Genomic DNA, 15436 nt, shown 5'->3' on the forward strand with positions numbered 1-15436 from the left:
CCATACTGCGAAGGATAACCGCCAGACGCAAAGCCAGTTTAAATGCGCTGCGTGTGGTTATGAGGCGAACGCCGATGTGAACGGCGCTCGCAATATTTTAGCGGCGGGACACGCCGTTTTAGCCTGTGGAGGCGTGGTGCAATCAGGCCGCCCGATGAAGCAGGAACCCGGTACTGCGCGAGCAGCTATCACCCAGTAATGGGAATCCCCCTCCTGTGACGCGAAGCGCTAAGGTGGGGGAGGATGTCAAGAATTGGGCATTCGAATAATAACCATACGGCCTTGCGGTTGTCTAAAGGCACCTAACATCAGATAATACGGCCGCCTTCATACCGGATAACCCATCTTCAATGACTGAGTACCTGCTTTTACTGGTCGGCACCGTGCTGATCAACAACTTCGTGCTGGTGAAGTTCCTCGGCCTTTGCCCCTTCATGGGTGTCTCCGGCAAGCTGGAAACCGCCATCGGCATGGGTCTGGCCACCACCTTCGTCATGACGCTGGCCAGCGCCTGCTCCTATCTGATGGAGCACTACATCCTGATCCCGCTGGAGATCGCCTACCTGCGCACCCTGGGCTTCATTCTGGTGATCGCCGTGGTGGTCCAGTTCACCGAGATGGTGATCCGCAAGAGCAGCCCGACCCTCTATCGCCTGCTCGGCATCTTCCTGCCGCTCATCACCACCAACTGTGCCGTGCTCGGCGTGGCGCTGCTCAGCATCAACGAGCGCCACAACTTCATCCAGAGCATCATCTACGGCTTCGGGGCCGCCGTCGGCTTCTCCCTGGTGCTGATCCTGTTTGCCGCCATGCGTGAGCGGCTGGTGGCCGCCGACGTGCCGGCACCGTTTCGTGGCGTCTCCATCGCCATGGTCACCGCTGGCCTGATGTCGCTGGCCTTCATGGGCTTTACCGGCCTCATCAAGATATAACGCTATGATTCACATACTCTTTGCCATTCTGGTGCTGGCCCTGCTTGCCCTGGCCTTCGGCATCATTCTCGGCTTTGCCGCCGTCAAGTTTCATGTGCAGGCCGATCCCATCGTCGATCAGCTCGATGCTCTGTTGCCCCAGACCCAGTGCGGCCAGTGCGGTTACCCGGGCTGCAAACCCTACGCAGAAGCCCTGGCCAATGGCGACAAGATCAACAAGTGCGTGCCCGGTGGCGACGCCACCATGCGCAAGATTGCCGACCTGATGGGGGTCGAGCCCCAGTCTCTGGACGGCGGTGAAGACGCGGCAATCCCCGTCAAGAAGGTGGCCTTCATTCACGAAGACATGTGCATCGGTTGCACCAAGTGCATCCAGGCCTGTCCGGTCGACGCCATCCTGGGTGCCACCAAGGCGATGCACACCGTCATCGAGGCCGAGTGCACCGGGTGCGACCTCTGCGTCGACCCCTGCCCGACCGACTGTATCGAAATGATCCCGGTGCCGACCACGGTCGACAACTGGAAATGGGATCTGGCCAAGGTCGCCATTCCGGTCAAGATAGTGGAATAAACAGCGGAGTAACCATGCAGCATCTGCTCGAACGCATCAAAGCCGGCACTCTGTGGGATTTTCACGGCGGCATCCATCCCCCCGAGAACAAGCACCAGTCAAGCCTGACCCCCGTCGTTGACGCGGGCCTTCCCCCACAGCTCATCATTCCGGTGCGCCAGCACGCGGGTCCGGCCGGCGAACTGCTGGTGCGGGTGGGGGACAAGGTCAAGAAGGGGCAACCCCTCACCCGTTTTGACAAGGGACGCATCGTGCCGGTGCACGCTTCCACCTCGGGCACCATCACCGCCATCGAGCAGCACACGGTGGCGCACCCCTCCGGTCTTGACGATCTCTGCATCCTCCTCACCCCGGACGGAGACGATGCCTGGGGCGAGCGCACACCCCAGCCTGACTACTGGAACCTGGAGCGGGGGGCGTTGCTCGAGCGCATCCAGCAGGCCGGCATCGCCGGGCTCGGCGGCGCCGTCTTCCCGACCCACAGCAAGCTCGACGGCCGTGGCCAGCTCACCGAGATCCTCATCGTCAACGGGCTGGAGTGCGAACCCTACATCACCACAGATGACCGTCTGATGCAGGAATACGCCGACGAGATCATGGACGGCATCCGGGTACTCAAGCACCTGCTCAAGCCCAAGCTCACCCTGATCGGGGTGGAAGACAACAAACCGGCGGCCATCGAGGCCCTGACCCGCCATGCCAGCGACGCCGACGTGCTGGTCAAGTCGGTACCGACCAAGTACCCCTCCGGCGGCGCCAAACAGACCATAGAACTGCTCACCGGACGCCAGGTGCCCAAGGGAGGCCGGGCGGTGGACATGGGCATCATGGTGCTCAACGTCGCCACCGTCTTTGCCATCAAGCGCGCCATCATCGATGGGGAGCCGCTCATCGAGCGCATCGTCACCCTCACCGGCGACGCCTTCAAGAAACCCGGCAATGCCTGGGTGCGTCTGGGCACGCCGGTACGCTGGCTGCTCCAGCGTTTCGAGCTGCAACCGGAGGCGGATCAGCGGGTCATCATGGGGGGCCCCATGATGGGCTTCACCCTGCCCCACGCCATGGTCCCCGTGGTCAAGGCCACCAACTGCCTGCTCTCCCCCACCCGCGCCGAGCTGCCGCCCCCCGGCCCGGAACAGGCCTGCATCCGTTGCAGTGCCTGCGCCGATGCCTGCCCCGCCACCCTGCTGCCCCAGGAGCTTTACTGGTACAGCCGGGTCAAGGAGTACGACAAGGCCGAGAAGCTCAACCTCTTTGACTGTATCGAGTGCGGCGCCTGTGCCTGGGTCTGCCCGAGCGAAATCCCCCTGGTGCAGTACTACAAGATCGCCAAGGATGACATCCGCGAGGCCCGTGCCGAGGCCGAGAAGGCCGAACGTGCCAAGCAGCGCTTCGAGGCCAAGCAGGCTCGCTTCGAGCGTGAGAAGGCGGCCCGCGAAGCCCGCCACGCCGAGGCCGCAGCCCAGCGCCGTCAGGCCATGACGGCCGCGGGGGGAGAAGATCCCGTCGCCGCTGCCCTCGCCCGCCTCAAGGCCAAGCAGGAGACCACCCAGGCAGGCACCAGCGAGCCAGCACCGGACAACGGCGCCATGATTGCCGCCCGTGAGGCGCGCAAGCAGGAGGCCATCGCCCGTCGTGCCGCCAAGGCCGCCAATGGCGAGGGCAATGAACTGACTGACACCCCGGCACCTGGGGAGCAACCTCCCAAGGCAGAGTTGGATCCCAAGAAGGCTGCTCAGGCGCAAGGTGACGGGCCGGTGGTCGCGGGTGAGACATCCGTGAACACAACCGATAACGCCGTTGAGGCCCCGGCCGCCGCATCCGAGCCCGCCGCCGAGGTGGACCCCAAGAAGGCGGCCATTGCCGCCGCCATCGCCCGGGCCAAGGCCAAGAAAGCCTCACAGGCGCAAGGTGATGGGCCTGTGGTCGCGGGTGAGACATCCGTGAACACAACCGATAACGCCGTTGAGGCCCCGGCCGCCGCATCCGAGCCCGCCACCGAGGTGGACCCCAAGAAGGCGGCCATTGCCGCCGCCATCGCACGGGCCAAGGCCAAAAAAGCCGCCCAGGCGCAAGGGGACACGCCGGTGGACGCGGATAAGACATCCGTGAACACAACCGATAACGCCGTTGAGGCCCTGGCCGCCGCATCCGAGCCCGCCGCCGAGGTGGACCCCAAGAAGGCGGCCATCGCCGCCGCCATCGCCCGGGCCAAAGCCAAGAAGCTGGCGGCCGAGGCTGCCTCCTCCCCTTCGACCGACAAGAGCCACTGACCCATGTTCAATATCGCGAGTGCGCCCTTTGCCCACAACCGCAAACAGACCCAGACCCTGATGGTGCTGGTGATCCTGGCCTGCCTGCCCGGCTTCCTGGCGCAGACCTGGTTCTTCGGCTGGGGGACCCTGATCCAGATCCTGCTGGCGCTGGTCACGGCCCTGGGTTCGGAGGCCCTGGTCCTTCGCCTGCGCGGCCGCCCCGTCAAACCGGCCCTGCTGGATGGCAGCGCGGCGCTCACCGCCGTGCTCATCGGTCTCTCCCTGCCCCCCCTGCTGCCCTGGTGGATGCTGGTGCTGGGCACGGCGTTCGCCATCATCATCGCCAAGCATCTCTATGGCGGGCTCGGTCAGAACCTGTTCAATCCTGCCATGGTGGCCTATGTGCTGCTGCTGGTCTCCTTCCCGGTCCAGATGACCAGCTGGCTGCCCCCTTCAAGCATCGCCGCCTACGACATCGGCTTCGCCGATGCGGCCTCGGTGATCTTCACCGGCTTCAGTCTCGACGGCTACAGCATGCTGCAGCTCAAGCAGGGGGTGGATGGCCTGACCATGGCCACGCCGCTGGATACCTTAAAGACCGGGCTGACCCAGGGGCTGACCGCCACCGAAGTGATGACCCACAAGGTCTTCGAGGGCTGGGGTGGTATCGGCTGGAGCTGGGTCAACCTCGGCTACCTGCTGGGAGGCCTCTTCCTGCTCCAGCAGAAAGTGATCAACTGGCGCATTCCGACTGCCGTGCTGGGCGCATTGCTGCTCGCTGCTACCCTGGGCTATCTGGCCACCCCGGATGCCACCGCCACCCCCATGCTGCACCTGTTCAGCGGTGCCACCATGCTCGGGGCCTTCTTCATCGCCACCGATCCGGTGAGTGCCAGCACCACCGCAAAGGGGCGCCTCGTCTACGGTGTGCTCATCGGCGTGCTGGTCTATGTCATCCGCCGTTTTGGCGGCTATCCGGATGCCTTCGCCTTCGCCGTGTTGCTGGCCAACCTGTGCGTTCCCCTGATTGACAGTCTGACCCGCCCCAAGGTCTATGGAGCCCGTCGCAAATGAACCCACATCTGAATTGCCACAGACGCGAGACAGGGAGCCTCCCATGTTGAAAAGCATGCGCAAGAATGGCCTGACCCTGGCCCTCTTTGCCCTCGGCTGCACCGCCATGGTGGTGCTGACCAACGAACTGACCCGGGAGCGCATCGCCCACCAGCAAGAGCTGGAGAAGCTGCGCACCCTGCAGGCCCTGCTGCCCGAGGGGAGTTATGACAACGATCTGGTGGCCAGTTGCAAGCTGGTCAGCAGCCGGGAATACCTGGGCAGCGATGAGCCCATGCCCCTCTATACCGCCACCCTCAAGGGGGTGCATACCGGCTACGCGCTGGAAACCGTGGCCCCCGATGGTTACAGTGGAGCCATTCGCATGGTGGTCGGCACCGATGCCAAGGGGGCCGTCAGTGCGGTCAGGGTGCTGGCCCACAAGGAAACCCCGGGGCTTGGTGACAAGATAGAACTGAAGAAATCCAGCTGGATCGACAGCTTCACCGGCAAGTCCCTCACGGCCGACAACGACACCACCTGGGCGGTGAAGAAGGATGGCGGCGAATTCGACGCCTTCACCGGGGCAACCATCACCCCGCGGGCCGTGGTCAAGGCGGTGAAAAATTTGCTGAGGCTGCAACAGGAGCACCCCGAACTGCTGCACGATGCCCCCTCCTGCCATACCAACCCCTAACGCCGGAGCACACGCTATGAAACAAGTCGACGTGATTGACACGGCCAGCCAACCCGCCGGGGAAAGTGGCCGCCGCGAAGAGCTCAAGGAGCTGATGCTGCAGGGACTGTGGAAGAACAACCCCTCCCTGGTGCAGGTGCTGGGACTCTGCCCCACCCTGGCGGTCTCCTCCACCTTTACCAATGCGTTGGGGCTCGGCCTTGCCACCATGGTGGTACTGGTCTGCTCCAACCTCGCCGTCTCCCTGGTGCGCAACTGGGTGCCCAAGGATATCCGCATCCCGGTCTACGTGATGATTATCGCGGCCCTGGTGACCAGCGTGCAGCTGTTGATGAACGCCTACACCTACGGCCTCTATCAGGCGCTCGGCATCTTCATCGCCCTCATCGTCACCAACTGCGTCATCATCGGCCGTGCCGAGGCGTATGCCTCCAAGAACCCGCCGCTGCTGGCGGCCCTCGATGGCTTCATGATGGGGCTGGGCTTTACTCTGGTGCTGCTGGTGCTGGGTGGGCTGCGCGAGATCATCGGCATGGGCACCCTGTTTGACGGTGCCGAGCTGCTGCTGGGTGACTGGGCCAAGTCATTGCGCGTCGAGCTGTTCCATGCCGACGCCAGCCTGCTGCTGGCGATCCTGCCCCCCGGCGGCTTCATCGGTCTCGGTTTGATGATCGCCGGCAAAAACGCCATCAACGACTGGATGGGCCGCAAGCAGAGTGCCGAGAAGGCCCACTGCACCGTGCCGGCGGCGGGCGCCCGCACTACCCAGCTCTGAGACAAGAGAGAGCCATGAACAACCAGAAACGCAGGCTGATCCTGGAGCGGTTGCGCGATGACAACCCCCATCCCACCACAGAGCTCAACTTCACCACGCCCTTCGAGCTGCTCATCGCCGTGCTGCTCTCGGCCCAGGCCACCGATGTCAGCGTCAACAAGGCCACCGACAAGCTCTATCCGGTGGCCAACACCCCCCAGGCCATGCTTGATCTGGGGGTGGACGGGGTCAAGGAGTACATCAAGACCATTGGCCTGTTCAACACCAAGGCCGAGAACGTCATCAAGACCTGCGCCATTCTGCTGGAGCGCCACGGCGGCGAGGTGCCGGAGAATCGCGAGGCCCTCGAGGCCCTGCCCGGCGTCGGCCGCAAGACGGCCAACGTGGTGCTCAACACCGCCTTCGGCTGGCCCACCATCGCCGTCGACACCCATATCTTCCGGGTCTCCAACCGCACCGGCTTCGCCGTGGGCAAGAACGTCGATCAGGTGGAGGAGAAGCTGCTCAAGGTGGTCCCCGCCGAGTTCAAGCTGGACGTGCACCACTGGCTCATCCTGCACGGGCGTTACACCTGTCTCGCCCGCAAGCCCCGCTGCGGCTCCTGCATCATCGAAGATTTGTGCGAATACAAAGAGAAGGTCTATCCCGAGAGTTGATCTGCAGGCCTCTGCGGATCCGGTCTCGGGCCATGGATTCAAGGCAGTACCAATCCACCAACCCGGAGAATTGAGCAATGAGAATTCTGCATACCATGTTGCGCGTCGGCGATCTGCAACGTTCCATCGACTTCTACACCCGAGTGCTGGGCATGACACTGCTGCGCAAGAGCGAGAACAGCGAATACAAGTACACCCTGGCCTTCGTCGGCTACGGCGACGAGAAGGATGAAGCCGTCATCGAGCTCACCTACAACTGGGGCGTGAGCGAGTACGAGATCGGTTCCGCCTATGGCCACATCGCCCTGGAAGCGGACGACATCTATGCCACCTGCGAGGCACTGCGCGCCGCCGGCGCCAAGATCACCCGCGAGCCGGGCCCGGTGAAGGGCGGCACCACCGTCATCGCCTTCGTGGAAGACCCGGACGGTTACAAGATTGAGCTGATTGCCAAGAAAGACGCCGGTAACGGCCTGGGCGCCTGAGCCCACGCCGCCTGGCGGTGAGAAAAACAACGGGGCCCAGGGCCCCGTTTTCATTGGCTGCGGCCACCGTCAGGCCAGGCGGAAGCGCCCCATGCTCTGGCGCAGACCCGCCGCCAGCTGGCTCAGCTCCAGACAGGCTTTGGCGGTGTGATCCGCGCCGGTCGCGACCTCGTTGGAGGAGTCGTTGATGCGCGCCACGTTGCGGCCCAGCTCATCGGAGACCGCATCCTGCTCGCCACAGGCACTGGCAATCTGGATCGCCATGTCGGCTATCTGGGCCACCGCCTCTTCAATCTGACGAATGCCCGCACTGGTGCGTTCGCTCTGGCTCACGCACTGGCGGATCATCTCGCAACTCTGGCCGGTCACCGACTTCGCCCGGTTGGCACGAGCCTGCAGGGTCTCGATGATGGCGACGATTTCGCCGGTGGAGGCCTGGGTACGCCCCGCCAGGGTGCGCACCTCGCCGGCCACCACCGCAAAGCCGCGCCCCTGCTCACCGGCACGGGCCGCCTCGATGGCGGCATTGAGTGCCAGCAGGTTGGTCTGGTCGGCAATGCCGCGAATGACATCCACCACCAGGTTGATCTGGGCGGACTCTTTCTCCAGTTCACTCACCAGGTTGCCCGCCTGCTCCATCTCACCGGCCACCCGGGTGATGGCATCCAGGGCCCCCTGCACATCCTGACTGCCGCGACGAGCAAGGGCATTGGCAGAGCTTGCCGACTCCGAGGCCACCTCGGTGTTGCCCGCCACATCCGCTACCGTCGCCTTCATCTGGGCCATGGCGGTGGCGACCTGGGCTATCTCCTGCTGCTGGCTCTGGATCCCCTGGGATGATTGCTCGGAGACCGCGCTCACCTCCTCGATGGCGGCCCCCAGCTGGGTCACGGCGGCGGCCACCTCCTCGATGAGCCCACGCAGGTTGTCCTGCATCTTGAGGGAGGCGCTGGCCAGCATCCCCAGTTCGTCCTGCCCGATGTGCTGGCGATCCAGCCGATGGGTCAGATCCCCCAGGGCGATGGCATTGGCCTGGGCCACCACGGCTTGCAGGGGCAGGCAGATCTGGCGGGTGAGGAACCAGGTCATGACCCCCATAAAGATCAGCAGGGTCGCGATGCTCACCACGGCAAAGGTCATCACCATGGTGACGCTGCCAAGCAGGCTGCCACGGTTCTCTTCCACAAAGCCAAGATTCACCTTCACCAGGGCACGCACCGCCAGCTCCAGCTCGGTGTAGAGCCCGTTCGAGCGAAACAGCGCCTCCCTGGCCTCATCCCTGCTGCCCTGGAACAACAGGGCATCCACCTGGTTGACGGCCCCCAGATATTGCAGCCACTGCTGCTTGACGCGGTTGAAGGCCTGGCGTTCATGCTCGGCCCCCACGGTTGCCTCGTAGGCATCCATGACCTGCTGCACCTTGCCCAGGCTCTCCTGGATGCGGGCGCGGCGAACCTGCCTGTCGACGGCATCTTCCACCATCAGCAGGGCAAACTGGGCACGGCGCACATAGGAGACGTCGTAGAGCAGGTTGTCCACCGAGAGCACGCTTGGCAGGGTGGAGTCGGTGAAGTTCAATACCCGATCCCGAATGTCCCGCAGTTCGGTGGCGAGAAACAGGCCGAAGACGGCGTTGATGACAGCAATGACCGCAAAGACGGCGGCAATCTTCTTGCCGATGGAGAGATGCTTGTAAGACATGTTGGCTGGTGATCCTCGACTGCAGATGTGCAGTGACACAATGATCACATCCGTGTAAGCGGTGACCCGAGACTCCTGACGGGAAATGACGATGGGAGCGAAGAGAGGGGATCCCTTGCTTCCCGCTCGCCCCACGCCGGGCCTTGTGCCCGCCACGAGGCTGCCAGCACAGTAGCGACCAGCTCGACGCAAAACTTGAGCCGATTGCCACAATCGGTCCGCCGTCATGGACAAAGCAGGGGCCAGGTTATGTAATGGCCGCTCGTCTCTCCCCATTCCTGTCTTCAGAGGCCCCATGGACAACGTATCGACCCTCTCCCCTTCCTGGTCTGTCCAACTGCGCGAGCAGATAGCGGATCGCCCCCTCATCGCCCTGGGGCTGCTGCTCGCCCTGGTCGCCGTGCTGCTGCTCCTGGTGCAGAGTCTCGTCATGCTGGCAGCAGGAGAGATCACGGCCGGGGTACGCTATGGCCTCATCGGCGGCGCTGCGGGTTTTGCCGCCACGGCGCTGGGCGCCCTGCCTGCCCTGTTCCTGCGCGCCGTTCCCCAACGGGTGGAAGATGCCATGCTGGGGTTCGCCGCCGGCATGATGCTGGCGGCGAGCGCCTTCTCCCTGCTGCTGCCGGGGCTCGAGGCCGCCGAGGGGATCACGGGTGACGGCTTCCTCGCCGCCGCCGTGGTGGTGGCCGGCATGACCCTCGGGGTGCTGCTGATGCTGGGACTGGATCAATTCACCCCTCACGAACACGACAAGACCGGCCCTTGTGGTCCCGGCCATGAGAGCTGCTCACGGGTCTGGCTGTTCGTCTTCGCCATCGCCCTGCACAACCTGCCCGAAGGCATGGCCATCGGGGTCAGCTTCTCCCAGGGGGACATGACGGTGGGACTGCCCCTCACGACCGCCATTGCCCTGCAGGACATTCCCGAAGGGCTGGCGGTGGCGCTGGCCATGTGCGCAGCCGGTTTTCGCCCGCCGGTGGCCGTGCTGGTCGCCATCGGCAGCGGCCTGCTGGAACCGCTTGGCGCCCTGCTCGGGGTCGGACTCGCCAGCGGCATGGCCATCGCCTACCCCATCGGCCTCGGGCTCGCGGCCGGTGCCATGCTGTTTGTTGTCTCCCACGAGGTGATCCCGGAAACCCATCGCAACGGCCACCAGACCCACGCCACCCTGGGCCTGATGGCAGGCTTCGCTCTGATGATGACCCTCGACACCGCGCTCGGCTGATCACCCCCCTCAAGCCCCGTGCGCCCGGTGACGACAGCGCGAACCCCTTGAAATAAGAGGGGGAAATCGCCTAATGTTGAGCCCCCGGCGCCCTTTGACTGGCTGATGTACGGCGCCTGAATCCCATCGGAAGCCTGCCCGGATGACCCTCAGGATAATCCTGCTGCTGTGCCTGCTTGTCCTCACCACCAGGGCCATTGGCGCCACCGAGGTCTTTCATACGGCCGCACAACAGGCGTCGTCCCCCAAGTACGTGACGCTCCCCGACGGGCATGTCGGCGGGATCTGCGTCGATCTCTTCCGGCTCATGGAAGCGAGGGAGCCTGCCCTTCGCATTGAGGGAGATCAGCGCTTCCTGCCGCTACGACGGCTGGAAAAAAAGGTGCAGCACGGCCAGCTGGACTTCATCTGCGGCGTGGGGGAGAGCCCGGCCAGGCGGGATCACTTCATCGTCCTGACTCCCGCCATCTTCACGGTGCGCTACCACCTGGCGGTGCGCCGTGACGATCCCGTCGAGATACGCAGCTGGCAGGATGTCAGGGCCCTCGGCCAGGGGGGCATCATCCTCATCAACCATGGCAGCGGTGCCATCGCCCGGCTCCAGGACATCGGCGGCCTCATCATCGACAGCGGCGGGATCAGCAACCAGGCCAACTACGAGAAGTTGTTGATGAAGCGCGGCCGTTTCGTCTACTACCGCTCCCCTGGTTTGAGTCCGACTTGCGCGAACAGGGGCTGGCCGACAAGATCCGCATCCTCCCCACCGTAATGGAAGAGACTCCCTTCTACATCCTGTTCCATCGCCACAGTGCCCCCGAGCGCCTGACCCTGTTCGTCAACACCCTGCAACGGCTCGCAGACCTCAGAGATCCCCTCATTTTTAGAGACTCAAATAATTCCAAGTGTGCGGGTATATAAGCGGTGTTGCTTCAGGTAGTAGATAAATTTATCCATCAACAAGACCGCATTGGCTTCTTTCATTTTAGGCAGCAACTGGTAATAGATGACCCCTTGCCGAAAGAACGAATAGGTTCGGCTCTTGCTGGTATTGACCTTGATCGTTCTCTCTAGACCGACACTGTCTCCAGCCTTACCCAGCAGCGTCAGCAAGACGATGGCCAAGGCACTGAACAAAAACAGTCGGTCACGCCGGACCGGATTACTGATGTGCACATCTCCCATACCCATGCCGAATTTGTAATCTTTGATATCCCGAAAACTGGTCTCGATACCCCAGCGCTGGCCGTATAGTTGCAACGCCTTGGCGGCACTCAGATCGGTCCGGTTACTGGCCAGAAACCACGCGTCTTTCATGCCACTCTTGTGACAACAATAGACCCGCTCGACAGGCTGTCGTTGCCCAGTGAGCTCCACCTCCTTGAGGGTTCGGGTGCGCCCGGTCGGCGTTAGCCAGTCGCGGGCGGGAACCTGCTCTCCACCAGAGTAACCAACCAAAATATTTCCTTTAAATCTAATGATATAGGCAAAGCCTAGCTCTTGTTCCAGGCGCTCGAACAGCTCCATGTAACCAAACCCACGGTCAGCGACTACCGTCACGAAGATACCTTCTGGCAGGGTCTGCTTGAGTTTGGTGAGCAGCTCTTTCTCATGGGCATTGCGTTGCCCTTTGAGCAACGATTTTCGATGGGTTTTCCACAGCAGCGGAGTACTGCGGCCATGGTTGGTTTGCAGGCTGATAACCAAGGTGCTGTGATCATCGGCATCGAATTCGGTCCAGTCCATGGATACCACGATCTCGGTGCGTTCACCGACCACATAGGGAACCCAATCGTCAAAGAGGCTCCAGACGTTGAGCTTGGTGTTAGTGAGCAGGCGGTCCACCTGTTTCACCGCATGTTTGCGCTCGAGACCATTGGCCAAGGAGAGACCATTCCCGATGGCGTGGATGGCCAGCGAACCGGATTCGATAACCCCGAGGGTTGCATTGGCCAGGGAAAGAACACGCTTGGCATGCATGTCCTGTCCAAATATCTCGTTGATGTGGTTGAGGATTAGATCGTGGTTAAACATGGCGATTATCTGTCGGGTATTAGCTGGTCAAGGATGGCGATCATACCTCAGAAGCCGCGCCACGCCTCGCTCATACGAGGGGATGGTTAAGCTCGCAGACAGTGGTGAACTGGCCGCCCTGGCCAGACGCTACCCCTGACCCCCCATCCGCACCATCGCAATGCTCGGCGCCACCGCCAAGTTTTGCTATCATCCACGCCAACTTTTTCGGCCCAGCGGCCATCGAGACGAGGTAGATGATGAAAGTAGGTATTATCGGCGCCATGGAGCAGGAAGTAGCCCTCCTGCGCAGCCAGCTGAGCGAGCCCACCACCCTGCAACTGGGCGGCTGCGAGTTCTATCAGGGCAAGCTGGCCGGTAAAGAGGTGATCCTGACCCGCTCCGGCATCGGCAAGGTCGCCGCCAGCGTCGCCACCAGCCTGCTGCTGGAGAAGTTCGCTCCCGATTGCGTCATCAACACCGGTTCCGCCGGCGGCTTCGCCCAGGATCTGCACATCGGTGACGTGGTCATCGCGAGCGAGATGCGCTTCCACGACGTGGACGTGACCGCCTTCGGTTACGAGATGGGCCAGATGGCACAGCAGCCCGCCGCCTTCCCCTGCGACGAAAAACTCATCGCCCTGGCACAAGCCTGCATTGCCGAGCAAGGCAAGCACCAGACCAAGGTCGGGCTCATCTGCACCGGCGATCAGTTCATGTGCAAGCCGGACGCCATCGCGAAAGCCCGTGCCGACTTCCCGCAGATGCTGGCGGTGGAGATGGAAGGGGCCGCCATCGGCCAGGTGTGCCACATGTTCAAGGTGCCCTATCTGGTGGTACGGGCCATGTCGGACATCGCCGGCAAGGAGCAGGTGGAATCCTTCGATGCCTTCATCGAGGTGGCGGGTCAACACTCCGCCGAAGTGATCATCGCGCTGCTCGGCAAGCTGTGATCGACGCCCCCTCCTGGGATGCTCTGATGACCGCCCTCACCACCACGACGGCGGCCATCATGGTGGGGGCCGCCCTGCTGGAGGCCCTGCTGCCCTGGCCCGCACGCTTTCGACCCGGCGCAGCCGTGCCTCTGCTCACCCGCCTCGGCCAGAAGGTCTATCGCCCCGACGGCACGCCACGCCAGCAGAGCCAGGCCGGGCTCCTTGCCCTGCTGGTGGTCTGGGTGCCCTGCGCTGCCGGTCTCTGGGCGGTGCGCAATCTCTCCCTGTCCGAGCCCCTGTTCGACCTCCTGTTCCTGCTGCTGATGCTCGAATCCCGCCCCTTGCGGGAACTCGCCCGGGGGAGCCGCGCCCTGGCGACCCAGGAGACGCTGGTCGTGGCGAGGCTGCAGGTCGCCCCCTGGCTCAAGCGGGAGACCGGCAAGCTCTCGGTGATGGGGTTGAACAAGGCGGTGAGCGAGACCTGCGTACTGCGCCTCGTGGGTCAGTGGGCCGCCCCCCTGCTGGGTTTTGCTCTGGTCGGGGTACAGGGTGCCCTGCTGGTGCGGCTCGCCCAGTTGACCCATCTGGCGTGGAACCCCAAGCAGAACGCGTTCGTCCACTTCGGCCGCCCGGCTGCGGCGCTCTATCAGGGTTTCTGCGCCCCCGCCATCCTGCTGCTGGCGCTTCCCCTGTGCCTGACCCAGGTGCGCGGGCTGGGCAACAGAGTGCGACCTGCGTTGCATTGGCCCCATCCCGCCATGGGGGTCCTGCTCGCGCTGCTGGCCCGGGCGACGGGCAGCCGACTCGGCGGCCCCCGCTACTATCAGGGCCAGCTGGTGCGCTTTCCGGTATTTGATGAGGGGAGCGAACCCGATGCCAACCTGCCCCTGCGCCTGCTGCAGCGTCTGCAACTGACCGGCTGGGGCTGGCTCGGGCTCTCGCTGCTCCTGACATGGATGGCGCTCAATCATGGCTGATCGCGTTTCCCTTCGTGCCCTGGGCCTGTTTGTCTGCCTGCTGGGCACCTCACTGTGCGCCATGGCCACCCCGCCGCAGCGCATCGTGAGCCTCACTCCCCATCTGACGGAACTGCTGTTCGATATCGGCGCCGGGGATCGCGTGGTCGCCACCGACGATGCCTCCGATTACCCCGCCGAGGTGGCCAACCTCCCCCGGGTGGCCAACTATCGCAGCATCAACCTCGAGGCGCTGCTGGCCCAGAAGCCGGATCTGGTAGTGGCCTGGCGCTCCGCCCAGGCCAGCATGCTGGGCCCGGTCGAGCGCCTCGGCATCCCCGTCTTCTACTCGGAGCCCACCGACTTTGCCTCCCTGGCTACCGAGATGCGCAGCCTGGGGCACCTTCTCGGGCTCACGCCCAGAGCCGACGAGCAAGCCCGCGCCTATCTGACCCGGCTCGACGCCCTGGCGGCGCGCTACGGCGAGCCCAAGCCCCTGTCTGTCTTCTATCAGCTCTGGTACCCGCCGCTCACCAGCGTCAATAATTCGACCTGGCCGGGGCAGGCCATCACCCTCTGCGGCGGACGCAACATCATGGCGACGACGGGAGCAGCCTACCCCCAGGTCGGGCTGGAGCAGGTGATCAAGGCCAATCCCGGACTTATCCTGGCTGGCGGCCAGGATCCTTCCGTGCTGGATCACTGGCGGCAGTGGCCCATGTTGGACGCCGTCAAACACCAGCGGCTCGCCCTCATCAACGCCGATGAACTGCACCGCTTCACCCCCCGCGCCCTCAACGCGGTGGAGCAGATATGCGAGGCGATAACACTATCAACGGTGACCTCTCAAGCAGATCAATTACCAGGCAATCAATGACCGAGCAATGGATTAACAACTTTCAGAATCACATCTATCCGTCATAGATAAAGGGAAGACTGGTTCTACCATAATAGAGATAATCAATATTCCCCCTACATTAATCAGGGCCAGTCTTTAATAGCGCATAAAGCGTAATATCACTGGCCAACCCTGATTGTTGGTAAGCGCCCTTGAATCGGCATCTTTTTTTCCCAAAATCAGCTCGTCACACTTGAAATCCATTACCTCTTCGCTGGATTTTCACTATGACCACTCAAGAACGTGCTGATTTTTGGCGACAGCAGATCACCGCCTGGCTTGACTCC

The 15436-nt window shown here is 63.2% G+C and carries 15 protein-coding genes and 1 pseudogene; 14 read left to right on the forward strand and 2 right to left on the reverse strand.

The window, feature by feature from the left end; all coding sequences use genetic code 11:
• The 9 genes from J9892_RS21985 to gloA all read left to right on the forward strand — a co-directional run.
• Positions 1-199, forward strand: a 199-nt coding sequence (locus tag J9892_RS21985) for a zinc ribbon domain-containing protein (RefSeq protein ID WP_210539008.1), incomplete at its 5' end; no start/stop codon positions are given.
• Between the two features lie 151 nt (positions 200-350).
• A complete protein-coding gene (rsxA, locus tag J9892_RS21990; protein ID WP_039038677.1) occupies positions 351-932 on the forward strand; it encodes an electron transport complex subunit RsxA in 582 nt (193 codons plus the stop codon).
• Between the two features lie 4 nt (positions 933-936).
• A complete protein-coding gene (rsxB, locus tag J9892_RS21995; protein WP_049636131.1) occupies positions 937-1503 on the forward strand; it encodes an electron transport complex subunit RsxB in 567 nt (188 codons plus the stop codon).
• A gap of 14 nt (positions 1504-1517) precedes the next feature.
• Positions 1518-3776, forward strand: coding sequence for an electron transport complex subunit RsxC (gene rsxC, locus J9892_RS22000; RefSeq protein ID WP_210539010.1), 2259 nt, complete (start codon positions 1518-1520; stop codon positions 3774-3776).
• Between the two features lie 3 nt (positions 3777-3779).
• Entirely contained in the window at positions 3780-4832 is a 1053-nt protein-coding gene (rsxD, locus tag J9892_RS22005) for an electron transport complex subunit RsxD (RefSeq protein ID WP_010674314.1), read from the forward strand.
• Between the two features lie 43 nt (positions 4833-4875).
• On the forward strand, positions 4876-5508 hold the full coding sequence (gene rsxG, locus J9892_RS22010; protein ID WP_210539012.1) for an electron transport complex subunit RsxG: 633 nt from the start codon (positions 4876-4878) through the stop codon (positions 5506-5508).
• Positions 5509-5524: 16 nt separating this feature from the next.
• Positions 5525-6283: an electron transport complex subunit E gene (locus J9892_RS22015; RefSeq protein ID WP_210539014.1), complete on the forward strand. Its 759-nt coding sequence runs from the start codon at positions 5525-5527 to the stop codon at positions 6281-6283.
• Positions 6284-6297: 14 nt separating this feature from the next.
• A complete protein-coding gene (gene nth / locus J9892_RS22020; protein ID WP_005302279.1) occupies positions 6298-6939 on the forward strand; it encodes an endonuclease III in 642 nt (213 codons plus the stop codon).
• A 77-nt stretch (positions 6940-7016) separates the two neighbouring features.
• A complete protein-coding gene (gene gloA / locus J9892_RS22025) occupies positions 7017-7424 on the forward strand; it encodes a lactoylglutathione lyase (protein ID WP_109113135.1) in 408 nt (135 codons plus the stop codon).
• Between the two features lie 69 nt (positions 7425-7493).
• On the opposite strand, the gene J9892_RS22030 is transcribed toward gloA, so the two are convergent.
• Positions 7494-9125 carry a methyl-accepting chemotaxis protein gene (locus J9892_RS22030; protein WP_210539016.1) on the reverse strand — a complete coding sequence of 544 codons (1632 nt, stop codon included), beginning with the start codon at positions 9123-9125 and terminating at the stop codon, positions 7494-7496.
• A gap of 295 nt (positions 9126-9420) precedes the next feature.
• Here J9892_RS22030 and J9892_RS22035 point away from each other — a divergent pair, with 295 nt between their 5' ends.
• Entirely contained in the window at positions 9421-10350 is a 930-nt protein-coding gene (locus J9892_RS22035; RefSeq protein ID WP_041212823.1) for a ZIP family metal transporter, read from the forward strand.
• A gap of 142 nt (positions 10351-10492) precedes the next feature.
• Positions 10493-11268: pseudogene (locus J9892_RS22040) on the forward strand (hypothetical protein).
• On the opposite strand, the gene J9892_RS22045 reads toward J9892_RS22040, so the two are convergent.
• The gene (locus J9892_RS22045) at positions 11239-12381 is read right to left on the reverse strand and encodes an IS4 family transposase (protein ID WP_041205622.1); all 1143 of its coding nucleotides are present in this window, start codon (positions 12379-12381) and stop codon (positions 11239-11241) included. The pseudogene J9892_RS22040 and the gene J9892_RS22045 sit on opposite strands and share 30 nt — an antisense overlap.
• Before the next feature lie 239 nt (positions 12382-12620).
• Between J9892_RS22045 and mtnN the strand changes: the two genes are divergently transcribed.
• From mtnN to J9892_RS22060, 3 genes are all read left to right on the forward strand, one after another.
• Complete coding sequence (gene mtnN, locus J9892_RS22050) at positions 12621-13313, forward strand: 5'-methylthioadenosine/S-adenosylhomocysteine nucleosidase (protein WP_010674306.1); 693 nt, start codon at positions 12621-12623, stop codon at positions 13311-13313.
• 26 nt (positions 13314-13339) lie between these two features.
• On the forward strand, positions 13340-14272 hold the full coding sequence (locus tag J9892_RS22055; protein WP_210539018.1) for a cobalamin biosynthesis protein: 933 nt from the start codon (positions 13340-13342) through the stop codon (positions 14270-14272).
• Between the two features lie 61 nt (positions 14273-14333).
• The gene (locus tag J9892_RS22060) at positions 14334-15128 is read left to right on the forward strand and encodes a cobalamin-binding protein (RefSeq protein WP_161470681.1); all 795 of its coding nucleotides are present in this window, start codon (positions 14334-14336) and stop codon (positions 15126-15128) included.
• Positions 15129-15436 lie beyond the last annotated feature (308 nt).

It is taken from the genome of Aeromonas sp. Prich7-2 (genome assembly GCF_017939255.1).
Lineage (GTDB): Bacteria > Pseudomonadota > Gammaproteobacteria > Enterobacterales > Aeromonadaceae > Aeromonas > Aeromonas caviae.